General features: G+C 72.0%; 21 protein-coding genes. 6 read left to right on the top strand and 15 right to left on the bottom strand.

Annotated features, from left to right (window positions below; translation table 11 throughout):
• Positions 1-58 precede the first annotated feature (58 nt).
• On the bottom strand, positions 59-1,126 hold the full coding sequence (locus tag ACEPPI_RS18855) for a WD40 repeat domain-containing protein (RefSeq protein WP_373916382.1): 1,068 nt from the start codon (positions 1,124-1,126) through the stop codon (positions 59-61).
• A 76-nt stretch (positions 1,127-1,202) separates the two neighbouring features.
• On the opposite strand from ACEPPI_RS18855, the gene ACEPPI_RS18850 reads away from it, so the two are divergent.
• Positions 1,203-1,895, top strand: coding sequence for a GDSL-type esterase/lipase family protein (locus tag ACEPPI_RS18850; RefSeq protein ID WP_373916391.1), 693 nt, complete (start codon positions 1,203-1,205; stop codon positions 1,893-1,895).
• A 1,166-nt stretch (positions 1,896-3,061) separates the two neighbouring features.
• Here ACEPPI_RS18850 and ACEPPI_RS18845 read toward each other — a convergent pair.
• The 5 genes from ACEPPI_RS18845 to ACEPPI_RS18825 form a co-directional block, all read right to left on the bottom strand.
• Positions 3,062-3,523, bottom strand: coding sequence for a DUF2199 domain-containing protein (locus ACEPPI_RS18845; protein ID WP_373916390.1), 462 nt, complete (start codon positions 3,521-3,523; stop codon positions 3,062-3,064).
• A gap of 114 nt (positions 3,524-3,637) precedes the next feature.
• Positions 3,638-3,859 carry a hypothetical protein gene (locus ACEPPI_RS18840; RefSeq protein ID WP_373916381.1) on the bottom strand — a complete coding sequence of 74 codons (222 nt, stop codon included), beginning with the start codon at positions 3,857-3,859 and terminating at the stop codon, positions 3,638-3,640.
• Positions 3,860-4,157: 298 nt separating this feature from the next.
• Entirely contained in the window at positions 4,158-4,991 is an 834-nt protein-coding gene (locus tag ACEPPI_RS18835; RefSeq protein ID WP_373916380.1) for a helix-turn-helix domain-containing protein, read from the bottom strand.
• Positions 4,988-5,500, bottom strand: a complete 513-nt coding sequence (locus ACEPPI_RS18830) for a DUF6879 family protein (RefSeq protein WP_373916379.1) — start codon at positions 5,498-5,500, stop codon at positions 4,988-4,990. The genes ACEPPI_RS18835 and ACEPPI_RS18830 overlap by 4 nt, the downstream gene beginning before the upstream one ends.
• Entirely contained in the window at positions 5,484-5,690 is a 207-nt protein-coding gene (locus ACEPPI_RS18825; protein WP_373916378.1) for a hypothetical protein, read from the bottom strand. Before ACEPPI_RS18825 ends, ACEPPI_RS18830 begins: the two co-directional genes overlap by 17 nt.
• Before the next feature lie 168 nt (positions 5,691-5,858).
• Here ACEPPI_RS18825 and ACEPPI_RS18820 point away from each other — a divergent pair, with 168 nt between their 5' ends.
• Positions 5,859-6,848 (top strand): aldo/keto reductase, encoded by a 990-nt coding sequence (locus ACEPPI_RS18820; RefSeq protein WP_373916377.1) that lies wholly within the window; start codon positions 5,859-5,861, stop codon positions 6,846-6,848.
• Between the two features lie 181 nt (positions 6,849-7,029).
• Positions 7,030-8,097, top strand: a complete 1,068-nt coding sequence (locus tag ACEPPI_RS18815; protein WP_373916376.1) for an MmcQ/YjbR family DNA-binding protein — start codon at positions 7,030-7,032, stop codon at positions 8,095-8,097.
• Here ACEPPI_RS18815 and ACEPPI_RS18810 read toward each other — a convergent pair.
• The 5 genes from ACEPPI_RS18810 to ACEPPI_RS18790 form a co-directional block, all read right to left on the bottom strand.
• Positions 8,025-8,549, bottom strand: coding sequence for a YbaK/EbsC family protein (locus ACEPPI_RS18810; RefSeq protein WP_373916375.1), 525 nt, complete (start codon positions 8,547-8,549; stop codon positions 8,025-8,027). The two genes, ACEPPI_RS18815 and ACEPPI_RS18810, sit on opposite strands and share 73 nt — an antisense overlap.
• A 34-nt stretch (positions 8,550-8,583) precedes the next feature.
• Positions 8,584-9,426: a dimethylargininase gene (ddaH, locus tag ACEPPI_RS18805; RefSeq protein WP_373916374.1), complete on the bottom strand. Its 843-nt coding sequence runs from the start codon at positions 9,424-9,426 to the stop codon at positions 8,584-8,586.
• 260 nt (positions 9,427-9,686) lie between these two features.
• Positions 9,687-10,241 (bottom strand): RNA 2',3'-cyclic phosphodiesterase, encoded by a 555-nt coding sequence (gene thpR, locus ACEPPI_RS18800; protein WP_373916373.1) that lies wholly within the window; start codon positions 10,239-10,241, stop codon positions 9,687-9,689.
• Between the two features lie 152 nt (positions 10,242-10,393).
• A complete protein-coding gene (locus ACEPPI_RS18795; protein WP_373916372.1) occupies positions 10,394-11,746 on the bottom strand; it encodes an MFS transporter in 1,353 nt (450 codons plus the stop codon).
• 25 nt (positions 11,747-11,771) lie between these two features.
• Entirely contained in the window at positions 11,772-12,209 is a 438-nt protein-coding gene (locus tag ACEPPI_RS18790; RefSeq protein WP_030239287.1) for a MarR family winged helix-turn-helix transcriptional regulator, read from the bottom strand.
• Between the two features lie 120 nt (positions 12,210-12,329).
• On the opposite strand from ACEPPI_RS18790, the gene ACEPPI_RS18785 reads away from it, so the two are divergent.
• Positions 12,330-12,512 carry a ribbon-helix-helix protein, CopG family gene (locus ACEPPI_RS18785; RefSeq protein WP_280917894.1) on the top strand — a complete coding sequence of 61 codons (183 nt, stop codon included), beginning with the start codon at positions 12,330-12,332 and terminating at the stop codon, positions 12,510-12,512.
• A 20-nt stretch (positions 12,513-12,532) separates the two neighbouring features.
• Here the strand turns inward: ACEPPI_RS18785 and ACEPPI_RS18780 are convergent, their stop codons facing one another.
• Positions 12,533-13,960: an NCS2 family permease gene (locus ACEPPI_RS18780; protein ID WP_373916371.1), complete on the bottom strand. Its 1,428-nt coding sequence runs from the start codon at positions 13,958-13,960 to the stop codon at positions 12,533-12,535.
• A 139-nt stretch (positions 13,961-14,099) separates the two neighbouring features.
• On the opposite strand from ACEPPI_RS18780, the gene ACEPPI_RS18775 reads away from it, so the two are divergent.
• Both ACEPPI_RS18775 and ACEPPI_RS18770 read left to right on the top strand, forming a co-directional pair.
• Positions 14,100-14,426: a DUF2530 domain-containing protein gene (locus ACEPPI_RS18775; RefSeq protein ID WP_373916370.1), complete on the top strand. Its 327-nt coding sequence runs from the start codon at positions 14,100-14,102 to the stop codon at positions 14,424-14,426.
• Between the two features lie 203 nt (positions 14,427-14,629).
• Positions 14,630-17,089 (top strand): HAD-IC family P-type ATPase, encoded by a 2,460-nt coding sequence (locus ACEPPI_RS18770; RefSeq protein ID WP_373916369.1) that lies wholly within the window; start codon positions 14,630-14,632, stop codon positions 17,087-17,089.
• A gap of 36 nt (positions 17,090-17,125) precedes the next feature.
• On the opposite strand, the gene ACEPPI_RS18765 is transcribed toward ACEPPI_RS18770, so the two are convergent.
• From ACEPPI_RS18765 to serC, 3 genes are all read right to left on the bottom strand, one after another.
• The gene (locus ACEPPI_RS18765; protein ID WP_373916389.1) at positions 17,126-20,209 is read right to left on the bottom strand and encodes a sacsin N-terminal ATP-binding-like domain-containing protein; all 3,084 of its coding nucleotides are present in this window, start codon (positions 20,207-20,209) and stop codon (positions 17,126-17,128) included.
• Between the two features lie 185 nt (positions 20,210-20,394).
• A complete protein-coding gene (locus tag ACEPPI_RS18760) occupies positions 20,395-21,216 on the bottom strand; it encodes a hypothetical protein (protein ID WP_373916368.1) in 822 nt (273 codons plus the stop codon).
• A 305-nt stretch (positions 21,217-21,521) separates the two neighbouring features.
• On the bottom strand, positions 21,522-22,640 hold the full coding sequence (gene serC, locus ACEPPI_RS18755) for a phosphoserine transaminase (RefSeq protein ID WP_373916367.1): 1,119 nt from the start codon (positions 22,638-22,640) through the stop codon (positions 21,522-21,524).
• Between the last annotated feature and the right edge of the window lie 2 nt (positions 22,641-22,642).

Genomic DNA, 22,642 nt, shown 5'->3' with positions numbered 1-22,642 from the left:
GACCAGTCCCGTTCTGTGGGCAGGGACGCGGCCCGACTCCCGCCGGTTCCCCGCGCGTTCAGCTGCCGGACCGCCGCCTGAACAGCCGCTTTCCCCCGACGACCAGGGCCGTGGCGGCCGCCAGCACGAGCACGCCCTTGCCGTAGCCGCCGCCCTCGCCGGCCGGCCCGCCGTCCGCCCGGTTCCCGTTCCCGCCGCCCGGCGCACCGGAGGGGGCCGGACCGGAGGCGGAGGGGCCGCCCCCGGCGGCAGGCCCGGCCGGGGCCACCGCAACGGCCACCACCCTGCTGTTCGCGCCCTCCGCCCCGAACATCAGCGTCTTCCCGTCCGGGGTGTACGTCACCGACTCCGCCTGCCCCTGCCACGGCGCGTCCACCCGCTCGCCCCCGCCCTCGGGCCGGCCGTCCTTCCACGGGTAGGTACGGGCCGTGAAGTAGCCGCGCAGCGTCAGGTGCCCGCCGTCCGGCGAGAACGCCCCGTCCGTCACCCACGGCACGTCCGCGATCCGCCGGAAGACGTTGGGCCCGTCCGCCGACAGCCGCTCCGGACCCTCGTACAGGCCGCCCCGCTGCTCGTTCTTGCTGGCGATGTACGCCCGGCCCGTCACCGGATGCACCATCAGGGCCTCGGCGTTGCGCGGCCCGTCGGCGTACGTCACCGTGAACTGCTCGGCCTTGACGGTGGTGTCGCGCAGCTCCTTCGGCTCCGGGAAGCGGTAGATCCACACGTGGTCCCAGGTGCCGTCCCGGTTGTCCCCGATGTCCCCGACGTACAACTGCCCGTCGGGGCCGAGCGAGATGGCCTCGACGTCACGGGGGGTCCCGATGCCGCTCATCGTCACCCGGGCCACGGTCCGGCCCGTCGCCGAGTCCACCGCGTACACGTACGGGCCGTCGTCGCTGTCGTTGTGCGTCCAGTAGATGCCCGGGTGGATCCGGCTGGCCGCCAGCCCGCTCGACTCCGTGATCCGCGGATCGGTGATGGTGAACCCGGACGCACCGGGCCGGTCGTCCGCCGGGGCCGCCACGGCCGGGGCGGCGGCCCCCGCCAGCAGGGCCGCGCACAGGAGGGCTGCCGGGACGGCGGCGGCGGAGGGGAGGGCGGTCCGTACGGGCAACAGGCGCATCCCCCCAGCCTGCCAGCCCGCCGGGCGTGTCCGGCATCACAGGAGTACCTGTCGCGTGATCCGCGATGATGACCGGATGCGTTTCATGTTCGTCGGCGACTCCATGACCATCGGACGCGCCGGCGACTACACCTGGCGCTACCGGATGTGGCAGCACCTGACCGCCACCCTGGACGGCCCCTTCGAGATCGTCGGCCCGCGCACCGCGCTCTACGACGCCGCCACCGGTGCGGGCACCAGCCACGCCTACGCCGCCCCCGGCTTCCCCGCCGACGCCCGCCGCCACCTCGCCGGCTGGGGCGAGGGCTGGCAGCACATGGCCCCGCTCATCGGCCCCGCCGCCCACGAGGGCCGCGCCGACGTCCTGCTCGTCTCCCTCGGCCTGATCGACCTCGGCTTCTACACCAAGGCCGAGCAGACCGCCGCCAACGTACGCCTCTTCGTCGACGCGGCGCGCCGGCCGCGTCCCGGGATCCGCATGGTGTTCCTGCCCGTCATCCCGAACGTCCGCGCCCAGGAGGACCCGCCCTTCGCGGCGGAGGTCACCCGGTTCAACGAACTGCTCGCCAAGGCGGTCGCCGACCTCACCACCGACGCCTCGCCGATCCTGCTGGCCGCGCGCCCGCAGGCGTACGAGATCGCCCACGACACCTACGACGGCACCCACCCCAACGCCTCCGGAGAACACCGCCTGGCGGGCGAGTTCGCGGCCGTCCTGCACCAGGCCTGGGGCGTCGGCGGCCCCTACCGCCCCGCCCGCGAGCCGTAACACGCCGACACCGGCGGGGTCTTGCCTGGAGTGGACTCGAAGCAGTTGGCTTGGGGCCCATGAAGTACACGCAGCTCGGACGCACCGGACTCAAGGTCAGCCGACTCGTCCTCGGCACCATGAACTTCGGCCCCCAGACGGGCGAGGCACCCTGTGAGGACTATCCCGGCCGTGGCTGGTCCACCCCCGCGAAGAAAGGGAGGCACATGTCCCGCCATCAGGCGGGGGTAACTGGCGCACCCATGCGCCGCACAGGAAGGAGCCGCGCTCAGTGGCCATCCACTTCGGCACCGGCCGCCCTTGGGGCGGAGTCTCCTAGCACGAGTACAGGCGCATGGCCCGGGACTCCCGGCACCAGCTCGCCTACCGCGTCCACTTCGCCGCCCTCGGGTGGGCCGACTGCCAGGGCCACGCGAGCTTCGGTCCGGGGAAGTTGGCCGCCCTGCTGGGCAAGGAGAACCAGCCCCTGTCGGACCAGAGCGCGACCAATGCCGTCATCCGAGCGAAGCGGCTGGACCTCGTGTCACCCCGGTCAGGGGCCGCCTGCCTCGTTGTCCCTCCTCACCTCTTCCAGAAGAGGAGGGGTGCCCCGGTCCCGTGCCGCATCCACCAAGACCGATAGGCACCGCTCCCGCGTGTAGCGCACACACGCCTCACGTGTACCCGCAACGCCTCTGAGCTGCGGAAACGCACGCTTCCTCTCTTATCTGTTTGGCCTCACAGTGGGCCCCTGCCGGGGCCGACAACACAAAGCGTCATGCCGAGCAGCGGCGAAGGGGAGCGAGGCGCAGCAGCGCCCTCAGCGGCAGACGCAAGGGCGGCCGTCAGGCCGCCGTCGCCCGAGCCTGCTTCGACAGAACGGCCCCGCAGGGGCCCCAAAGACGAAGGCCAGGAAGCTACCCAGGTGGGGCGCTGCGCGCCCCAAAAGAGCGAAGCCGCGAAGGACAAGCTCAAAGGGCTGCACTCTTGTGCAGCCTCCTGACCACCGGCCGGATGGGGTGAGGCGGCTTGAACTGCATGTTCTTCGCAGTCGCCTCCCTTCGCCGCTGTCTGACGGCCTCTGGAACCGTGGCAGGAGCTCAGCGGCCAAGACGTGGCGGCCTGCCTTGTCAGCCTCAGGGGGTCATACCCCACCCCTTCGCCGCCGACCTGAACAGCTGTGTCGGTCAGCCGTTCTCGCCGTTGCTATGGAGGACGGCTTCGGCGATCTGACGTACGCGGTCGAGAGTGATGCCGGTGCGCTGCTCGACTGCGAGGGGGTGGTCGGTGGGTTCGAGCTCGATGTAGGGGCGCTGGCCGACCGGGCGGGTGTGAGCGTTCGTCTTCAGGTTGATGGTGCTGGGCGAGTAGATCGGAAGCTCGGTGGTCAGCCAGCCGAAGTACGGCTTCTCCGCTTCGCGCCCCGGCGTGTTCCACACGTCGGCAGCCTGGGAGAAGTTGTCCCGGCTGAGCGAAACCCAGACCCCCCACGAGAACACCTCATCGCTGCCGATGACCGGTATCTCGATCAGACCCCTGACGAAGTAGTGCTCGGCATTGATGACGCACTGGTCCGAGGAGAGCAGGCTGTCGGGCCGGCCCTCGAAGCTCTCGTCCCAGACGTCGGGAGCTGTGGTGCTGTAGCCCATCGGAAGCTCCGCGTGGTACTCGCCGCAGCATGAGCAGGTGTAACCGAGATCATTCGTCATGCGCGGGAGCCTAGCTTCGCCGCGAAGCACGGCTTCCCACGATGCGACCGTGGACTATCCCGTGCGCTCGACCCACGCGAAGGACGTGCACCAGCGGCGGAAACCTTGGTGTCCCGTGCGGCCTGTGTGGCTCATGCACTCGATGTCCACCGCTGCTCCGTCGTCCGAGGCTGGCGCCTGCCAGTCGCAGCGCAGGCACTCGGCCTCGAAGGTCACGTCCGTCCCCGGGTGACGGCTGATGCGGTGTTCCACGTACCGCAGGACCGAGCGCGTCATCACGGCCTCCGATCTCGGTGCGGGTGGTTACGGAGCTCTACGTCCGCATCGGTCACCGCCGACAGATCGCCCCGGCTCCGAGCCTCCTGCCGCTGCGCGGCCAAGGCGCTGCACACCCCACACTCGTCCGCCGGTTTCGGCGGCACGTTCGGCAGCGACAGGTGCATCGGCCCCGACATGGTCGTCTGCGCTCTGCTCATGGCGTACGCCTTCCAGGGATCACTTCTGCTCGACGGCACGTCATCGTTTCCCGGAGAAGCGACCGCTCCACAGCTTCATTCGCGTTGTGGACTAAAGATCAACGACGGCAGGTCGCGGACCACGAGGTGAGGTGCTCCCGGGCGCCATCCCCGAAGAGGGCCAGATCCTCGTAAACAGCGAACTCCTGAAGGTGGGCGCGTACGTCTCTCGGATCGCGCAGGACCAGGACGCCCGTGGACACTTCGACCGTCGCTATGCGGTCGTCATACACGGTGAAGGTGTTCAGCGGGGCCGGAGCCGTCGCCGGACCGAGAGGGATGACGCCCAAGCGCAGGTTGGGGAGGTGCGTCAATGAGACCAGCCGGTCGATCTGCACGGCCAGCGCATCCGGCGGTACCAGCGGCCAGCGCACGGCCTGCTCGGTGAGGATGAACGTGAACCGCTTCGAGCGGTCGTAGAGGACCTCCTGTCGCTCCAGCTTCTTCGCCACGGCCTTCGAGTGGTCGCCGGGGATGTGCGCCAGGCTGGCGCGGATGTATTCGGGGGTCGAGAGCAGGCCGGTGATCATCGACAGGAGGAGGTACCGGAGATCGGTGCTGGCCGTCTCCAGGCCGGCGAGTTCGAACTGCTTCTTGTCCAGGCCCTTGCGCCGGAGTGACCGGGCGTCCTGCCAGTCGGTGTTCGCCGTGCGTGCCAGGGCAGAGACTTCCGCGACGAGCTCGGTCGGTGCGTCGATCGCTCTCAGGATCTGCTCTACGTCCACCAACGACGGCCGGACCTTGCCGTTCTCGATCCGGCTGATCTTGGACTGGGACATGTTGCAGCGCGCCGCGATCCGGGCTCCGGAGAGCCCAGACCGCTTGCGCAGGTCGCGGAGCTTGTCGGCCAGCTCCCGGCTGGACTGGCCCATCCGCTCAGGCTCGAACGTCACGCGCGTACGTACTCCAGGAACGGGACGGACGCTTCCACTGCGATGCGCTGGTACTCGATGAAGGGGGCGGGATCACCTTCGTACAGTTCGCGGGAGATCTGCCGTCCATCCTCCTCGTAGTGCATCAGCACGACCGTGGAGCGGTCGAACATCCAGAAGTCCTGGACGTCCGGCAGCGGGTTCGGCCGGTTGGTCACATCAAGGATGCGGATGTCTTCCCCGACAGGTGCCTGGTGTCGGTAGTACCGCTCGAACTCGAAGCGCAGGTAGTCCGAGAGCGGGCGGCACACGATATGCACGCGTCCGACGCGTCCCCCGGCAGCGGAGTGCCTGCGAATCAGAGCCGTCCAGGAGTCCTCGTAGGGCCCTTGGAACCGCGCACCGTTCCTGAAGGCGGCAAACTCCTCCGCCTCCTGCGGGACCAGGTACTGGGAGAGGGTCTCAAGCCGCCATGCCTCGCTCTTGAAGTCGCGGAACTTGGACTGCCACTCATCACCATCCAAGAGCACGTACGGCCTCCCTCAAGACGCTCTCAGGGATCTCGACGAGCCCCTCGCCGCCGGGCGGTGTGAAGGCATCGGACAGGTCTCCCTGCACGATGAAGGAGCCGGAGGCAGTGCGGTACACGTTGGGGCAGTCGCCCTGTCCGCATTCGCCGCTTCCGTTGCCGGTGAGTCGAGTCAGTTCCTCACGAGCCATGTGAACCCCCTGGTTCGCGGCCCTGGTCAGGGCCGGCCACCAAGACCGTACGGAGCGCAGTGGTCAGCCGTCTATGCATCAACGCGACTATGCGCGTTGTCGCATAAATCGAGGGCTGCGCGGGCCGCTCTTGCCTTGAGTGGACTCGAAGCAGTTGGCTTGGGTCCCATGAAGTACACGCAGCTCGGACGCACCGGACTCAAGGTCAGCCGACTCGTCCTCGGCACGATGAACTTCGGTCCGCAGACAGACGAACCGACCAGCCACGGAATCCTGGACGCCGCCCTCGACGCAGGTCTGAATTTCGTGGACACGGCCAACGTGTATGGGTGGGGTGAGAACAAGGGGCGCACCGAGGAGATCATCGGCACCTGGTTCGCCCAGGGCGGCGGGCGTCGCGACAAGACGGTGCTCGCCACCAAGGTCTACGGCTCGATGGCCCCCGAGGGCGCGGCGTGGCCCAACTACGACCGGCTCTCGGCCCTGAACATCCGCCGCGCCGTCGACGACAGCCTCAGGCGGCTGCGGACCGACCACATCGACGTCTACCAGTTCCACCACGTCGACCGGCAGACCCCCTTCGAGGAGATCTGGCAGGCCATCGAGGTCCTCGTCCAGCAGGGCAAGATCCTCTACGCGGGCTCCTCCAACTTCCCCGGCTGGAAGATCGCCCAGGCCAACGAGACCGCCGCCCGCACCGGGCGGCTCGGACTGGTCAGCGAGCAGTGCCTCTACAACCTCGCGGAGCGCCGCGCCGAGATGGAGGTCATCCCGGCCGCCGAGGCGTACGGGCTCGGCGTCATCCCCTGGTCCCCGCTGCACGGGGGCCTGCTGGGCGGCGCGATCCGCAAATCGGCCGAGTCCGGGCGCAGCGCCTCCGGCCGGTCGGCGGACGCGCTGGCGAACAGCTCGGTACGGGCGCAGGTGCAGGCGTACGAGGACCTGCTCGACAAGCACGGCCTGGAGCCCGGCGAGGTGGCCCTGGCCTGGCTGCTGACCCGGCCCGGCGTCACCGGACCGATCGTCGGTCCCCGTACCGACGAGCAGCTCGCCTCGGCGTTGCGGGCGGTGGAGCTGGAGCTCTCCGGGGAACTCCTCGCCTCCCTGGACGAGGTCTTCCCGGGGCCGGGGGCTTCGCCGGAGGCCTTCGCCTGGTAGCGGGTCGGCCGGGGGCGGCCGCCGGGCGGGTCCTACTGTCCGACGGCGGCCGCCACGGCGACGACGACGAACATCAGCACGAGCACACCGGCCATGACACGGTTTCTGGTCTTCGGGTCCACCCGTCGAGACTAACGCGACCGCCCCCGCACCCGGCGCCGGGGGCTGCGAGACTTTCGCCATGGTGGTGACCGTGGAAGACGTACGGCGGCTCGCGCTCGCGCTGCCGCGCACCGAGGAACACCTCGTCCGCGACCGGGTGAAGTTCCGGATCGGGCGCATCGTCTACCTCGCCCTTTCCCGGGACGAGAGCGAGCTCGGGTTCGCCTTCCCCAAGGAGGAGCGGGCCGCGCTGGTCGCGTCCGAGCCGGCGAAGTTCTCCCTGCCCGGCGCCGGTGACCTGCGCTACAACTGGGTGCACGCCCGGATGTCCGCCCTCGGCCACGGGGAGCTGGCCGAGCTGGTCACCGACGCCTGGCGGATGTGCGTACCGGCGAAGGTGGCCCGCGCCCACCTGGAGGACGGGCTGCCGCCCGCGCCCGGCCTCGACGGGCTGCGGGAGGCCGCCGCGGTCTTCGGAGCCTTCCCCGGCGTCGACCGCAGCTGGCTGGCGCTGACCGCGGACACCGCACCGGGCCTCGACCTGTCCCGGGCCGCGCACCGGACCGCCCTGCACCGCTGGCTCAACGCCTGGGGCTGCCGCATCCGCTACCCCCGGGACGGCGAGCCCGATCCGCTGGGGACCGGGCTCGACGCCTGGTGGGGCCGGCACAGCCTGCCCGGTGCCCCGCTCGCGGCCCTGGCCGACCGGGACGTCGCCCGGCTCGCGGCCGCGTACGGGGAGCTGGCCGCGCTCCCGCTCGGCCGCCGCGCCCTCGGGCCGACCGCCGCCGCCAAGGCCCTGTTCGCGCTGCGGCCGCGCACCGTGATGCCCTGGGACGCGGCGATCGCGTCCCGCATGCACGGCGCGCGGGACGCCGCCGCCTTCGACCGGCACCTGCGCACCGGCCGGGCCTGGGCGCGGGCCGCGCTCGCCGAGAGCGGCCTGGACGAGGACGCGCTGACCGCCTGGCTGGGCCGGCCCGGACTCCCGCTGGCCAAGGTCCTCGACGAGTACCTGTACGTCACCCTCAGCCACGGGGGCGGCGGCGCCCCCGACGGGGCGGCCGGGCGCGCTCAGCCGCCCGCGGGGACCAGCGCGGGCTCCTCGGCGATCCGGGCCGGCCGGGGCCGGGCCAGCGCGACGTAGCTCGACGTGCGCAGCGCCACCGACACGTCGAGCCGGCCCGCGTTGAACCAGATCTCCTCCTGCTCCAGCAGCTCCGGATCGACCACCACCTCCACCGACGGGTCGAAGCTCACCGGCATGATCGAACCGCTCGCGCAGCCCGTCAGCTCCTCGGCGACCGCGCGCACGGCGAAGGAGGCGTTCGTGCCCCCGTACGCGGCCCGCACCGCCTCCAGGTCGACGCGCCGGTGTCCCGGCACCACGGCGATGACGTAGCGGCGTCGTTTGCGTCCCAGCGCGACTCTGATGACCAGGCACTTGGCGGCCTCTTCGAGGCGGTGGCCGCGGATGAGGCTGGCGAGTTCGGTCTGGCCCTCCGGGGCGTGGTGGAGCAGCCGGTAGTCGGCCCCTCCGTCGCCCAGGAGGTCGAGCAGGTGGGTGTAGCTGTCCGCGATCGCGGTCGCAGAGGTCACAACGGTCCTTTCCGGAAACTTCGTTGGCGGTGACTCAGCGGTCGCGCAGCTCCAGGGTGCAGCACTTGACGCTGCCGCCCGCCTTGAGGAGCTCGGAGAGGTCGACCCCGATCGGCTCGAAGCCGCGCTCGCTGAGCTGGGCCCGCAGACCGGTCGCCGCCTCCGGCAGCAGCACGTGGCGGCCGTCGGAGAAGGCGTTCAGCCCGAAGACCGCGGCGTCCTCGGCGGTGGCGAGGATCGCCCGGGGGAACATCGTGCGGAGCACGGACCGACTGCCCTCGGAGAAGGCGGCCGGGTAGTACATGACCTCGTCGTCGCAGAGCACGGCCAGCGCCGTGTCCAGGTGGTAGAACTCCGGGTCGACGAGGGTCAGGCTCGTCACCGGCAGGCCGAAGAACTCCTGGGCCTCGGCGTGCGAGCGCGGATCGGTGCGGAAGCCGGTGCCGGCCAGCAGCCGGCGGCCGACGGTGAGGATGTCGCCCTCGCCCTCGTTGATGAACTCGGGCCACAGCACCTCGCGGTAGCCCCGGCGCTCGAACCAGTCGAGGTACGCCGGACCCTCCGCGGTGCGCTGCGCGTGCCGGAAGCGGGCCCCGTAGACCTTGCCGTCGACCACGGTGGCGCCGTTGGCGGCGAACACCATGTCGGGGAGGCCGCCGACCGGGTCGATCTCCTCCACGAGGTGGCCGAGGTACAGGTCGCGCAGCCGCTCCCACTGGCGCAGGGCGAGGGCGGTGTCGGTGCGGTGCTCCGGGTGCATCCAGGGGTTGATCGAGTACGTGACGTCGTAGTGCTGGGGACGGCACATCAGCAGCCTCCGCCGGGTGGCGACGCGGGAGGGGGCCGGGAGGGTGGCGGCGGGCTCGGTGAACGGCACGGGGACTCCTTCAAGGGTGACTGGAGGGGCCGGGCCGCCCACGGGATGGGGTGGGCGGCCGTCATCGGGGCACGGTGCGTCAGCGGGCGGAGGCGGGCGGGTACTCGGCGTGAGCATGCCGGGATCGCCTCTACTGCTCCTTTTTCACCGGAATACGGATTCCGGGCCCCGAAGTCCGGGCCACCGGAACGTGAACCGTCCCGGAACCCTGTCCCTCACGGGGCGGGGGCGGGGGCGGGGGCGGGGAGCCGCGGGCCGGCTCAGCCCGTCAGGGGCCAGGCCTCGACGACCTCGTACCGGGGCTGCTCACCGGGGACACCGCTGGTGGGGAGGTTGCTGCGGACGAGGCTGAGGGTGTCGACCTGCCAGGGCGTGCCCTCGAAGCCCGCGAGCGCGTCGAGGAACGGCCGCAGGTCGGCGGCGCCCCGACTGCGGGCGAGGGTGAGGTGGGGGGTGTAGCGGCGGTGCTGCTCCATCGGGATCCCGGCCCGCCGGGCGGCGGCGTCGGCCCGCTCGGCGAGCAGCCGCAGGGCGTCGAGGCCGCCGGCGGCTCCGGCCCACAGGGCGTGGTCGCCGAAGTGGCCCGCGCCGTGCAGGCGCAGCGCGAAGGGTTCGGTACGGGTGGCCGCGCGGGCCAGGCGGGCGTGCAGGTCGGGGAGGAGCCGGTCGGGGACCTCGCCCAGGAAGGCGAGCGTGAAGTGCCAGCCCGTCTCGGCGGTCCACCGCAGCCCCTCCCCGCGGGGCACCCCGGCGAGCGCGGCCCGCAGCTCCTCGACGGCTCCGTCGGACGGCAACACGGCGGCGAACAGCCTCATGCCCCGACGATATCCCCGCCCGCCCCGCCTCCGCCCCGATCCCGGCCCCGCCGTGCCGGGCCCGCCGTGCCGGGCCCGCGCCGGGCCGGGTCCGGCCCCCGGGGCGGGGGCCGGGCCCGGGAGCACCCGTCGAGCCCCGGCCAGGGGAAGGGCTACGCCGCCGTGACCAGTGCGCGGGCGCGGTCGGTGCGGGCGGCGGGGACGAAGGCGATCCCGTGGCGGTTCACGCTCAGGCGGAGGTTGCCGACCCGGGAGAGGACCACCGCGACGCCGATCGCCGCCGCGAGCGAGACCAGGCCACCGGCGGCCATGCCGAGGCGGGCTCCGTAGGTGTCGGTGATCCACCCCACGAGCGGCGCCCCGACCGGGGTGCCGCCGGTGAAGACCATCATGAACAGCGCCATGACCCGCCCCCGCATCTCGGGGTCGGTGGCCATCTGGACGCTGGAGTTGGCCACCACGTTCACGGTCAGGCCGAAAATCCCGACGGGCACCAGCAGCACCGCGAACAGCCAGAAGGACGGTGCGAACGCCGTCACCAGCAGCAGGGCGGAGAAGAGGACCGCGGCCGTCACCAGCACCCGCAGCCGCGCCCGCCCCCGGCGTGCGGCCAGCAGGGCGCCGACCAGGGAGCCCGCCGCGATCAGGGTGTTGAACAGCCCGTACGTGCCGGCGTCGCCGTGGAAGACGTCGCCGACGAAGGCGGACAGCCAGATCGGGAAGTTGAACCCGAAGGTGCCGATGAAGCCGACCAGCACGATCGGCCAGATGAGCTCCGGCCGGCCCGCCACGTACCGCAGGCCCTCCCGCAGCTGGCCCTTCGCGCGCGGCTGCGGCGTGACGGGGTGCAGTTCGCGCGTCCGCATCATCAGCAGCCCCGCGATGGGCGCCGCGAAGGACAGCCCGTTCAGCAGGAAGGCCCAGCCGGAGCCGACGGCGGTGATCAGCACGCCGGCGATCGCCGGGCCGACCAGCCGCGCGGACTGGAAGTTGGCGGAGTTCAGGCTGACCGCGTTGGCGACCTGCGCGGGACCGACCATCTCGGAGACGAACGTCTGCCGGGCCGGGTTGTCGAGGACGGTGACCAGGCCGAGCAGGAAGGCCGCGAGGTAGACGTGCCACACCTGGACGTGCCCGGCCAGGGTGAGGACGGCGAGCGCGATGCCGGTCAGACCCATGGCGCCCTGGGTGGCCAGGAGCAGCGGCCGCTTGGGCAGCCGGTCGGCGAGAACGCCCCCGTAGAGGCCGAACACGAGCATCGGCAGGAACTGCAGGGCGATGGTGATGCCGACCGCGGAGGCCGAGCCGGTCAGGGAGAGGACCAGCCAGTCCTGGGCGATGCGCTGCATCCAGGTGCCCGTGTTCGAGACTGCCTGGCCGGCCGCGAAGAGCCGGTAGTTGCGGATCCGCAGCGAGCTGAACATGGAGTTCCTGCCCGCGGGAGCCGCGATAGAGGGGGTGGATGTGTGGCCGGGTGCGGAGTCTGCTCCGGTTCCCGTACTCAAAAGCGTTCGCCTCCTGGCGTCGTTCCTATAGGTGCGCGAGCTTCTCCAGGACGGGTGCGGCCTCGCGGAGCTTGGCCCATTCGTCCTCGGTGAGCTCGGCCGCGAGCCCGGCCAGGAAGGCGTTGCGCTTGCGACGGCTCTCTTCGAGCATCGCCTCGGCCTCCTCGGTCTGGCTGACCACCTTCTGGCGGCGGTCCTCGGGGTGCGGCTCCAGCCTGACCAGTCCCTTGGCCTCCAGCAGGGCGACGATGCGGGTCATCGACGGGGGCTGGACGTGCTCGCGCCGGGCCAGCTCACCGGGGGTGGCCTGGCCGCAGCGGGCGAGGGTGCCGAGGACCGACATCTCGGTCGGGCTCAGCGATTCGTCGACGCGCTGGTGCTTCAGGCGCCGGCCCAGCCGCATGACGGCGGAGCGGAGGTCGTTCACGGCGGCAGCATCGTCGCCATGGGAGAGGTCAGGCATGTACTTAGAATAACTCATTACTTTTCCTAAGGAAAACCGGGTGGGGGTCGTCACTCGTACGGGTGAGTGGGCGGCGGAAAACGACACGCGTCCGGGCCGTCTGGCCCGACCCTTTCGGGCATGGGGACACATGTGCTGAGCATGCGCATAGACGGGGAGCTGCTGGAGCGGCTCCGGAACCATGCCGCCAAACGCGGAATGAGCGTCCAGGACTATGTCGTCCGGACGCTCATTCGCGATGACTTCGACGAGCGGTTCAAGACCGCGGTCGACGAGACGGAGAAGTTCTACGGTCTGACGTGACCGCGAGCCGCTCCGGGCGGCTACGTGAGGCCGAGGGCCGGCATCGCGTAGTAGAAGACGAACACCGCCGAGACGACGTACATGGCGGCCGGGACCTCGCGACCCCGGCCGGTCGCCAGGCGCAGCACGCTGAAGCTGATGAAGCTGATGCCGATGCCGTTGGTGATCGAGTAGGTGAAGGCCATCATCACCATGGCCAGGAAGGCCGGGACGGCGATGGTGAAGTCGTTCCAGTCGATGTCCCTGACCGAGCCGGCCAGGATCAGGAAGCCGACCGCCACGAGGGCGGGGGTGGCGGCCTGCGAGGGCACCATGGTGGCCAGCGGGGTCAGGAAGAGCGAGACGGTGAAGAGGCCGCCGGTCACGATGTTCGCCAGACCGGTGCGGGCGCCCTCGCCGACGCCCGCGGTGGACTCCACGAAGCAGGTGGTGGCGGAGGAGGAGGTCGCGCCGCCTGCGGCGACGGCCAGGCCGTCCACCAGCAGGACCCGGTTGATGCCGGGGAAGGTGCCGTCCGGCTGCGTCAGCTTGGCCTCGTCGCCGACGCCGAGGATCGTGCCCATCGCGTCGAAGAAGCAGGACAGCAGCACGGTGAAGACGAAGAGCACGCCGGTCAGCACGCCGACCTTGCCGAAGCCGCCGAACAGGCTCACCTGGCCGACGAGGCCGAAGTCGGGCGCGGCCACCGGGTTGCCGGGCCACTGCGGCACGGTCAGGCCCCAGGCCAGGTCCGGCAGGTCGGCGAGCAGCTCTACGGCGACCGCGATCAGGGTCATGACCACGATGGAGATGAGGATCGCGCCGGGCGTCTTGCGGATCAGCAGCGTGAGCGTGAGCAGCACGCCGACCACGAAGATCAGGACCGGCCAGCCGTGCAGGTGGCCGTTGCTGCCGAGCTGGAGCGGGACGGTGGTGTGCGCGGCGTCCGGGATGCGGGTGACGAAGCCGGAGTCGACCAGGCCGATCATCATGATGAACAGGCCGATGCCGATCGCGATGCCCTTGCGCAGCCCCAGCGGGACCGCGTTCATGACCCGCTCGCGCAGGCCGGTGGCGACCAGCAGCATCACCACGAAGCCCGCCAGGACCACCATGCCCATGGCGTCGGGCCAGCTCATCCGCGGGGCGAGCTGGAGGGCGACGACGGTGTTGACGCCGAGGCCGGCCGCGAGGGCGATCGGGACGTTGCCGATCACGCCCATGAGGAGGGTGGTGAAGGCCGCCGTCAGCACGGTGGCCGTGACGAGCTGGCCGCTGTCGAGCTGGTGGCCGTACATGTCCTTCGCGCTGCCCAGGATGATCGGGTTCAGCACGATGATGTAGGCCATCGCGAAGAAGGTCGCGAAGCCGCCCCGGAACTCCCGGGCCACGGTCGAACCGCGCTCCGAGATCTTGAAGTAGCGGTCGAGGCGGGTGGTGGGGGCCGCGGCGGGTGCCGAGGTGCTCATGCGGTCCTCAAACGGGTTGATTGGGTGGTTCATACGAACGAAACCGGCCGTAGGCAAACCGTTTCAGTATGAACACATGAACGAGGGGCAGTCCATCTCCGCGCGTAGACCCCAAATCCGGCCACCTAGACTGGTCTCCATGGCGAAGTGGACTGCTCAGCACGAGGCGCCCGAGCCCCTTGAGGGCCCGGTGGTCGCCACCATCACCGGCGGCACGATCCTCTGGTTCGCCATGTTCCTCGTCCAGCTGCCCTTCTACGGGTGGTTCGCGGACCAGGACCTGCTCTGGTGGGTGTGGACCTGCGCGGCCGGCGGCGGGCTCGGCCTCATCGGCATCTGGTACGTCCGCGGCCGCGATGCCGCCCTCAAGCGCCACGCCGCCGAGCAGGCGGCCGCTGCCGCCCAGGGTCCCGGCCCGGACCCCGCGTCCCCCGGCGCTCCCGGCACGCCCGGCTCCGGGCGGTAGGGCCCGGACGCCGGCCCCGGACGCCGGCCCCGGCGCGGGCCCCCGCCCCCGCGCGGGCCTCCACCCCGACCCCGACCCCGACCCCGACCCCGACCCCGACCCCGACCCCGACCCCGACCAGGGGACGATTCCACTCATCCTGAAGTCGGATCTTCCGACTTCTCGGCGGGTGAACCGTCCCGACGCCTATTACCGTCGAAAGCATGACGCAGCGGGCGAAGATCGACCATGACGGGCCGGAGCGCTCCGGCGCCGGCCCCGCCATCGACGCGGGGGCCGAGCTGGATCCCGTCCACCCGGTGAAGCCCCCCGCCCCCCGTTTCAAGCCGGGCGGCCTCCTCACCGCCGAGGTCGCCGAACGGGTCGCCCGCGGCGACGTCAACGACGTGCCCGTCCGATCCTCCCGCTCCACGGCCGAGATCGTCCGCGCCAACGTCTTCACCCGCTTCAACGCCATCATCGGCGTCCTCTGGGTGATCATGCTCATCGTCGCGCCCATCCAGGACAGCCTCTTCGGTTTCGTGATCGTCGCGAACACCGGCATCGGCATCATCCAGGAAATGCGTGCCAAGAAGACCCTCGACGGGCTGGCCGTCATCGGCGAGGCCAAACCGAGCGTCCGCCGGGACGGCGCCACCGTGGAGATCTCCACCTCCGAGATCGTCCTCGACGACGTCATCGAACTCGGCCCCGGCGACAAGGTCGTCGTCGACGGGACCGTCGGCGAGGCCGACGGACTGGAGATCGACGAGTCCCTGCTCACCGGCGAGGCCGACCCCGTCCTCAAGAAGCCCGGCGACCAGGTCATGTCCGGGTCCTTCGTCGTCGCCGGGGGCGGCGCCTTCACCGCCACCAAGGTCGGCCGTGAGGCCTACGCCGCCCAGCTGGCCGAAGAGGCCTCCCGCTTCACCCTCGTCCACTCCGAGCTGCGCAGCGGCATTTCCACCATCCTCAAGTACGTCACCTGGATGATGATTCCGACCTCGATCGGCCTGATCGTCAGCCAGCTCGTCGTCAAGCAGAACAACATCAAGGACGCCATCGCCCGCACCGTCGGCGGCATCGTCCCGATGATCCCCGAGGGGCTCGTCCTCCTCACCTCCGTCGCCTTCGCCGTCGGCGTCATCCGGCTCGGCCGCAAGCAGTGCCTCGTCCAGGAGCTGCCCGCCATCGAGGGCCTCGCCCGCGTCGACGTCGTCTGCCTCGACAAGACCGGCACCCTCACCGAGGGCGGCATGGACGTCACCGAGCTGCGCCCCCTCGGCGGCGCGGACCAGGCCTACGTCAGGAAGGTGCTGGGCGCCCTCGGCGAGTCCGACCCGCGCCCCAACGCCAGCCTCCAGGCCATCATCGACGCCTACCCCGACAGCGCCGAGTGGCGCTGTACCGAGTCCCTGCCCTTCTCCTCCGCCCGCAAGTACAGCGGCGCCAGCTTCAGCGAGGGCGACGGCGAGAACAACACCTGGCTGCTCGGCGCCCCCGATGTGCTGCTGCCCGCCGGGGATCCGGCACTGGAGGAGATCGAGGGCCTCAACGAGCAGGGCCTGCGGGTCCTCCTGCTGGCCCGTTCGGCCCGCGAGCTCGACGACGCCGCCGTGGCCACCGGCAGCAGGCCCACCGCCCTCGTCGTCCTCGAACAGCGGCTGCGCCCCGACGCCGCCGACACCCTGCGCTACTTCGCGGAGCAGGAGGTCAAGGCCAAGGTCATCTCCGGCGACAACGCGGTCTCCGTCGGCGCGGTCGCCGGGAAGCTCGGGCTGCCGGGCGCGCAGAACACCGTCGACGCCCGCAAGCTGCCCGCCGAACGCGAGGGGATGGCCGCCGTCCTCGACGAGAACGCCGTCTTCGGCCGCGTCACCCCGCAGCAGAAGCGGGAGATGGTCGCCGCCCTCCAGTCCAAGGGCCACACGGTCGCCATGACCGGCGACGGGGTCAACGACGTCCTCGCCCTCAAGGACGCCGACATCGGCGTCTCGATGGGCTCGGGCTCGGAGGCCACCCGCGCCGTCGCGCAGATCGTCCTCCTCAACAACAGCTTCTCCACCCTGCCCTCGGTGGTCGCCGAGGGGCGCCGCGTCATCGGCAACATCACGCGCGTCGCGACCCTCTTCCTCACCAAGACGGTCTACTCGGTCCTCCTGGCCGTCCTGGTGGTCTGCTCCCAGGTCGAGTACCCCTTCCTGCCCCGCCACCTGACCCTGCTGTCCACGCTCACCATCGGCATCCCCGCCTTCTTCCTGGCCCTGGCGCCGAACACGGAACGCGCGAAGCCGCACTTCGTGAAGCGGGTCATGCGGTACGCGATCCCCGGCGGGGCGATCGCGGCCGTCGCCACCTTCGTCACCTACCTGCTCGCCCGCGCCCACTACAGCGGCCCGGACGCCCTCCAGGCCGAGACCAGCGCGGCGACGCTGACCCTGTTCCTCACCTCGATGTGGGTCCTGGCGATCATCGCCCGCCCGTACACCTGGTGGCGGGTGGCGCTGGTCGGCGCGATGGGCGGGGCCTTCCTGATCGTCCTCGTCGTGCCGTGGCTCCAGGAGTTCTTCCAGCTCAAGCTGGTGGGCGTCACGATGCCGTGGATCGCGGTGGCGATCGCGGCGGGCGCGGCCTTCGCGATCGAATGCGTCTTCCGCTGGGTCACCCGGAAGTTCCCCGCCTGACCCGTCCGGCCTCCGGGCGGGCCAGGCGGGGAGTGCCTAGTCGAACCAGCGGTCGCGGGCCAGTTCCGCCGTGCGGGACGGGTCCTCCAGGAGGGCCGCCACCTCGAAGCGGCGGGGCCACTGGCCCGCGGACCAGGCGAGGCCGGCCGCCACGCCCTCCAGGGTGGCCGCGTGGAGGGTGCCGTCCGGGGTGCGGCGCCAGTCCAGTTCCGTGCCGCCGGCGATCAGTTCCTCGTGCTCGACGTACGTCGGCGGCGTGGCCGGGCCCAGGAGGACCCGTACGGCCTGCGGCACCTCGTGCTCCTCGCCCGGGGTGGTCACCTCCGCCGGGACGGTGTCCGAGAGGCGGCGCACCTGGAGGAGCTCCGCCAGGTCGGCCGCGCGGGACGGGGCGACCGGCAGGAGCGGCAGGCCCCCGGTGAGGGGGAGCAGGTCCGGGGCGTCGGCGACGAGGGCGTCGGCCGCGTCCACCACGACCACCTCGCCGTCGACCACCGCCCGCAGCTCGTCGGGCAGGGTGACCTGCTCGGGGTCCAGGTCGGCCAGGGCCCCGTAGAGGCCGTGCAGCTGGCGGCCGGTCACCTCGCGGTCCGGGTCGGCGAGGCGGGACAGGAGCTCGGCGGCGCCGCCGGGCTCGTCCAGCAGCGCGGTCACCGTGGTGCGTACGCCGAGGGCGCGCAGCACCTGCTCGTCCTCGAAACCGCTGGCGTCGGCCGGGGTGTAGAGCCCCTCCAGGAGCGGGTCGCCGCCGGCGGCGCGCAGTCCTGCGGGGCGGCGGCCGTCGAGCACGGGGTGGTCGCGCAGCCACCAGGCGGTGTACGGGCGCACGGACTGCGTGGTGCCGTCCGGGAGCAGGATCCGCACCGGCTGGGTCAGGGCGTCGCGCAGCGGGGGCTGCGCGAGCATCGCCAGGGCCCGGGGCCACTGGTCGTCGTCGACGAGGTCCAGGTCGCGGACGGCGATCAGCTCGGTGGCCACCGGGGGCACCGGGGTCTCGGGCAGCTGGTCGAGGAGGTCCTCGCACCACACGTCGACCGCGTCGAGCAGCCCCGCGTCGTCCGGCTCGGCGAAGTCCCCGTCGCGGGGCTCCAGTTCGTCGGGGTCCAGGACCACGTCGGTGGCGCGGACCAGCTGGAAGACGGTCAGCACGCCGCAGGCGGCCAGCACGTCGGCGTCCCAGCGCTCGGCGAGTTCGGCGTCCAGGTACGGGATCTCGTCCTCGCGCAGGACGGAGGCCAGCGGGCTGCCGGCGAGGAGGAGTTCACCGGCCGGGGTCGGTTCGCCGTCCTCGTCGGGCAGGGCCAGCGCGCCCAGCCAGGGCTCGTCGCCGGGAGCCAGGGCGCAGTCGCGGACCAGGGTGAGGACCACCTCGGCCAGTTCGTCGGCGTCCAGGGCGTCGGAGTCCTCGTCCCAGATCTCGCCGGCGTCCAGGGAGCCCGCCACGGCGGCCCGGACCTGCGGGGTCGTCAGGACGGCGCGGGCGGTGGCGGGGAGGGCGCCGAGCTTCTCCAGCAGCGGGTGCGCGGCGTCCGGGTGGGCCACCTTCAGCCCCAGGCGGGCCAGGGACGCGGGGGTGTCGGCGTAGGGCAGCAGGACGTGGCGCGGGCCGATCGTGGTGCGGCCGTCGGCGAGGGGGACGGGCAGGCCGGACAGCCGGTCGGGGTCCACCCCGGCGAGGGTGTCGTACAGGCGGTGCCACCAGTCCGGGGTGCGCTCGATGCCGGCGATCCGCTCGATGGCGTCGCCGAGCGGCAGCCGGCCCACGCCCAGGGTGCGCAGCTCGGGGCGCCGCTCCAGGCCGGCGGGGAGCAGGGTCGGGAGCACCTCGGCGAGGACCCGTACGGTGTCGGCGCCCGCGCCCTCGACGACCTCGGCCTCGAAGGGGCGCAGCCGGGTCAGCTCCTCGGAGGGGGCGGCCGGGGCGAGGAAGGCGGTGCGGGGCAGGCGGGTGAGGACGGCGGCGCGCAGGGCCCCGTCGAGTTCGCCCTTGCCGAGCGGGCCGGGCACCAGGTCGACCAGGCCGGTGCCCACCGGGTCCCAGGCGCCGAGGAGTTCGGCGTACGCGTCCGCCGCGCGCGCGACGAGGAAGTCGGTCAGCGGCCCCGGCGCGGGGTGGCGGCGGGCGGTGTCCAGCGGCAGGGAGGCGATGAGCAGGGCGGGGATGCCGAGCGGTTCGTCGGTGGGGGTCGGCGCGTGGACGACGGGGGCGGTGCGGGGGCGTTCTGGCGCGCCGTCGGCGTCCACGGGCACGGCCCAGGTGACGGTCCAGACGGGCCGCAGCCGCTCCTCCACGGGCCGGTCGGCGAGGAGTTCCCGCTCGATGGGGCCGCTGTGGCAGACGGTGCGCCAGCGGTGGGTGCCGGAGGCGGAGTCCTCGATGACGGTGTACGGGCCCTCGGTGCGCCGGTACAGGGTGCGGGCACCGTCGGCGGGGGTCTCGACGACGATCTCGCGCAGTCCGGGCAGGGTCAGGAGCAGGGCGTCGTCGACGCCGGAGAGCAGCCGCTGCGCGAGGTCCTCGGCGGCGCTGTCGCGCAGCGGGAGGACGACGACGGTGTCGTAGCCCTCGGGGGCGGTGCCCTCGGCGGGCAGCGGCAGGCGCAGCAGGGGGACGTGCCCGTCGCGGCGGCGCAGTTCGTCGCCGAGTCCGGGGCTGAACGCGGAGGCCTCGCGGGCCATTTCGCGGGCTTCGGCCAGGGACCAGCGCACGCCCCCGTGGCGGCCGAGGACGGCCGGTTCGTCGGAGACGGCGAGGACGGCGGCGAAGCCGACGCCGAAGCGGCCGACGGAGTCCCGGGCCTCCTCGCGCTTGGCGGAGGCGCGCAGGGTGCTGAGCGACTCCACGCCCGTCGCGTCCAGCGGGGCGCCGGTGTTGGCGGCGGCGAGCACGGCGGGGCCGTCGGGTCCGGCGGGGTGCAGGGTGAGCCGCAGCCGGCCGGGGACCCGGGCGCGGGCCGCGGCGTCGGCGGCGTTCTGGGCCAGTTCGACTACGAGCCGGTCGCGGTAGCCGCCGAGCGCCAGGTCCTCCTCGGCGTTGGCGTCCTCACGGAAACGGGCCGGGCCCGCGCCCCACGCGTCGAGCACCGAGCGCCGCAGCCGGGCCGTGCTGAAAGGGTCCATGCCGCTCTGGGCCGCCGTCACTCGCACGTTCACGCCGCTGCCTCCAAGATGTGCCGGTCCTGGGAACCTCCTGCCCCGGACGCCTGAAGGTATCGCGTGCGGGGGCACCCCCTACGCCGTGCCCGTCAGGTGGGCGAACACGACGACGTTGGAGTCCCCGTGGCGGTCGGCGGACGGGGGCGGGCTCAGCCACGGCCGGTCTTGGTCCCGGCGGTGGCGGCGGGGGTGGCGGCGGTGGCGGGGGCCTGGCCGGTGTTCACGGAGCCCTTGGGCTTCTGGTGCTCGGCGGGGCGCAGCGGCTTGAGGTTCGGGTCGACGTGCGGCTTCACGGGGGTGGTCGCGGCTTCGGTGGAGAACTTCACCGTGTCGAACTTCGTGCCGCCCGCGAAGGCGTCGACGCCGTAGTAGCCGGTCGTGACGTCGTTCGCGACGGTCGCGGTGCCGGTGAAGGCGCCCTTGCCGTCGCCCTTGAGGCCGACGTGGCCGCCGGCGAAGGCGCGCGAGGAGACGTACGCGTCCTTCGCGGAGGTCCTGACCGTGACGACGACCTTGTCGCCGGGACGGCCGAAGTCCTTGGAGAGCCGGACGGTGGACGGCGCCGGGGTGGGCTTCGGGGTGGCCGCGCCGACCTTGAGCTGCGCGGTGGCCCGGATGTTCGCGCCGTCGGGGCCGGTGCCGGTGAGGGAGACGCCGTAGGAGCCGTCCTTGACGCGGGCGACGGTGGCGGAGGCCGTCCAGCCGCTCTTGCCCTCGGTGACCCGTACGTCGTCCAGGGCGGCGGAGGAGATGGCGAACCGGGACCCGGCCGGGGCGAGGACGCTGAAGGCGATCGCGTCGCCGGGCTTGACGGCGGAGGGGAGGTCCATGCCGACGACGGCCGCGGGGGTGGTCGCGGTCGCCGAGGGGGCGGGAGCCGTCGGGGCGGTGGCCGCGAAGGCGGATGCGGTGCTGCCGAGGGCCAGTGCGGAAGCGAGGGCGACGGCGGGGATGGCGAGTGCCTTGAGCATGGGGTGTCCTCCTGAACGGACCGGGGTCTTTCCCGGCACACCAGACATGAGGGACATCCAGGTCATTCGGTTGCGGCCGCGCTCCGGGCCCGGCGGGCCCCCTGTCGAAGGTCCCGCGAGGCGAACCCGCAGGCTGCGGGGCAGACGCGGAGGATCTGTTTGCTGCCCCTTTGCCCCGATTTTCGGGACCAAAGTCCCGTTGGCGTACAGCGCCCGCCCTCCGCCCCGCCCCCGGAACGCCGGAGCCCCCGGCGACACGTGGTCGCCGGGGGCTCCGGATGCCGGTCAGGCCCGGCCGCGCCGGGTCAGAGCTGCTCGATCACGTAGTCGATGCACGCGGTCAGCGCCTGCACGTCCGCCGGGTCGATCGCCGGGAACATCGCGATGCGGAGCTGGTTGCGGCCCAGCTTGCGGTACGGCTCGGTGTCCACGATCCCGTTGGCGCGCAGCACCTTGGCGATCGCCGCCGCGTCGATGTCGTCCGAGAAGTCGATCGTGCCGATGACGGCCGAACGCTTGTCGGCGTCCTGCACGAAGGGGGTGGCGTACTTCGACGCCTCCGCCCAGCCGTACAGGTTGCGCGCGCTGGCCGCCGTACGGCCGGTCGTGAACTCCAGGCCGCCCTGGGAGTTCATCCACCGCAGCTGCTGGTCCAGCAGGAACAGCGTGGACAGCGCCGGGGTGTTGTACGTCTGGTTCTTCAGCGAGTTGTCGATCGCCGTCGGCAGCGAGAAGAACTCCGGAATGTGCCGCCCGGACGCGTGGACGCGCGCCGCGCGCTCCAGGGCCGCCGGGGAGAACGCCGCCAGCCACAGGCCGCCCTCGGAGGCGAAGGACTTCTGCGGGGCGAAGTAGTAGACGTCGGTCTCGGTGATGTCCACCGGAAGACCACCGGCGCCCGAGGTCGCGTCCACCAGGACGAGGGACCCGGCATCGGCGCCCGCGACGCGCTTGATCGGCGCCGCCACACCCGTCGAGGTCTCGTTGTGGGTGTACGCGTACACGTCCACGCCCGCCTCGGCGACCGGCTCGGGGTGCGTGCCCGGCTCGGAGGAAATCACCGACGGCTCGTCCAGCCACGGCGCGAGCTTCGCGGCCTTGGCGAACTTCGAGGAGAACTCGCCGAAGGTGAGGTGCTGCGACTTCCGCTCGATGAGACCGGCGGTCGCGACGTCCCAGAAGGCGGTGGAGCCGCCGTTGCCCAGGATCACCTCGTAGCCCTCGGGGAGGGAGAAGAGGTCCCGGAGTCCCTGGCGCACCGAACCGACCAGGTTCTTGACCGGGGCCTGGCGGTGCGATGTTCCGAGCAGGGAGGTACCGGTGGCGGCGAGGGCGTCCAGCGCCTCGGTCCGCACCTTGGAGGGGCCCGCGCCGAAGCGTCCGTCGGCGGGCTTGATGTCAGCGGGAATCTGGATCTCAGCCACGA

The organism is Streptomyces sp. AB3(2024), from assembly GCF_041862025.1.
GTDB lineage: Bacteria > Actinomycetota > Actinomycetes > Streptomycetales > Streptomycetaceae > Streptomyces.
Note: the sequence above shows the minus strand (reverse complement) of the source record. Positions and strands in the feature narration are given on the sequence as shown.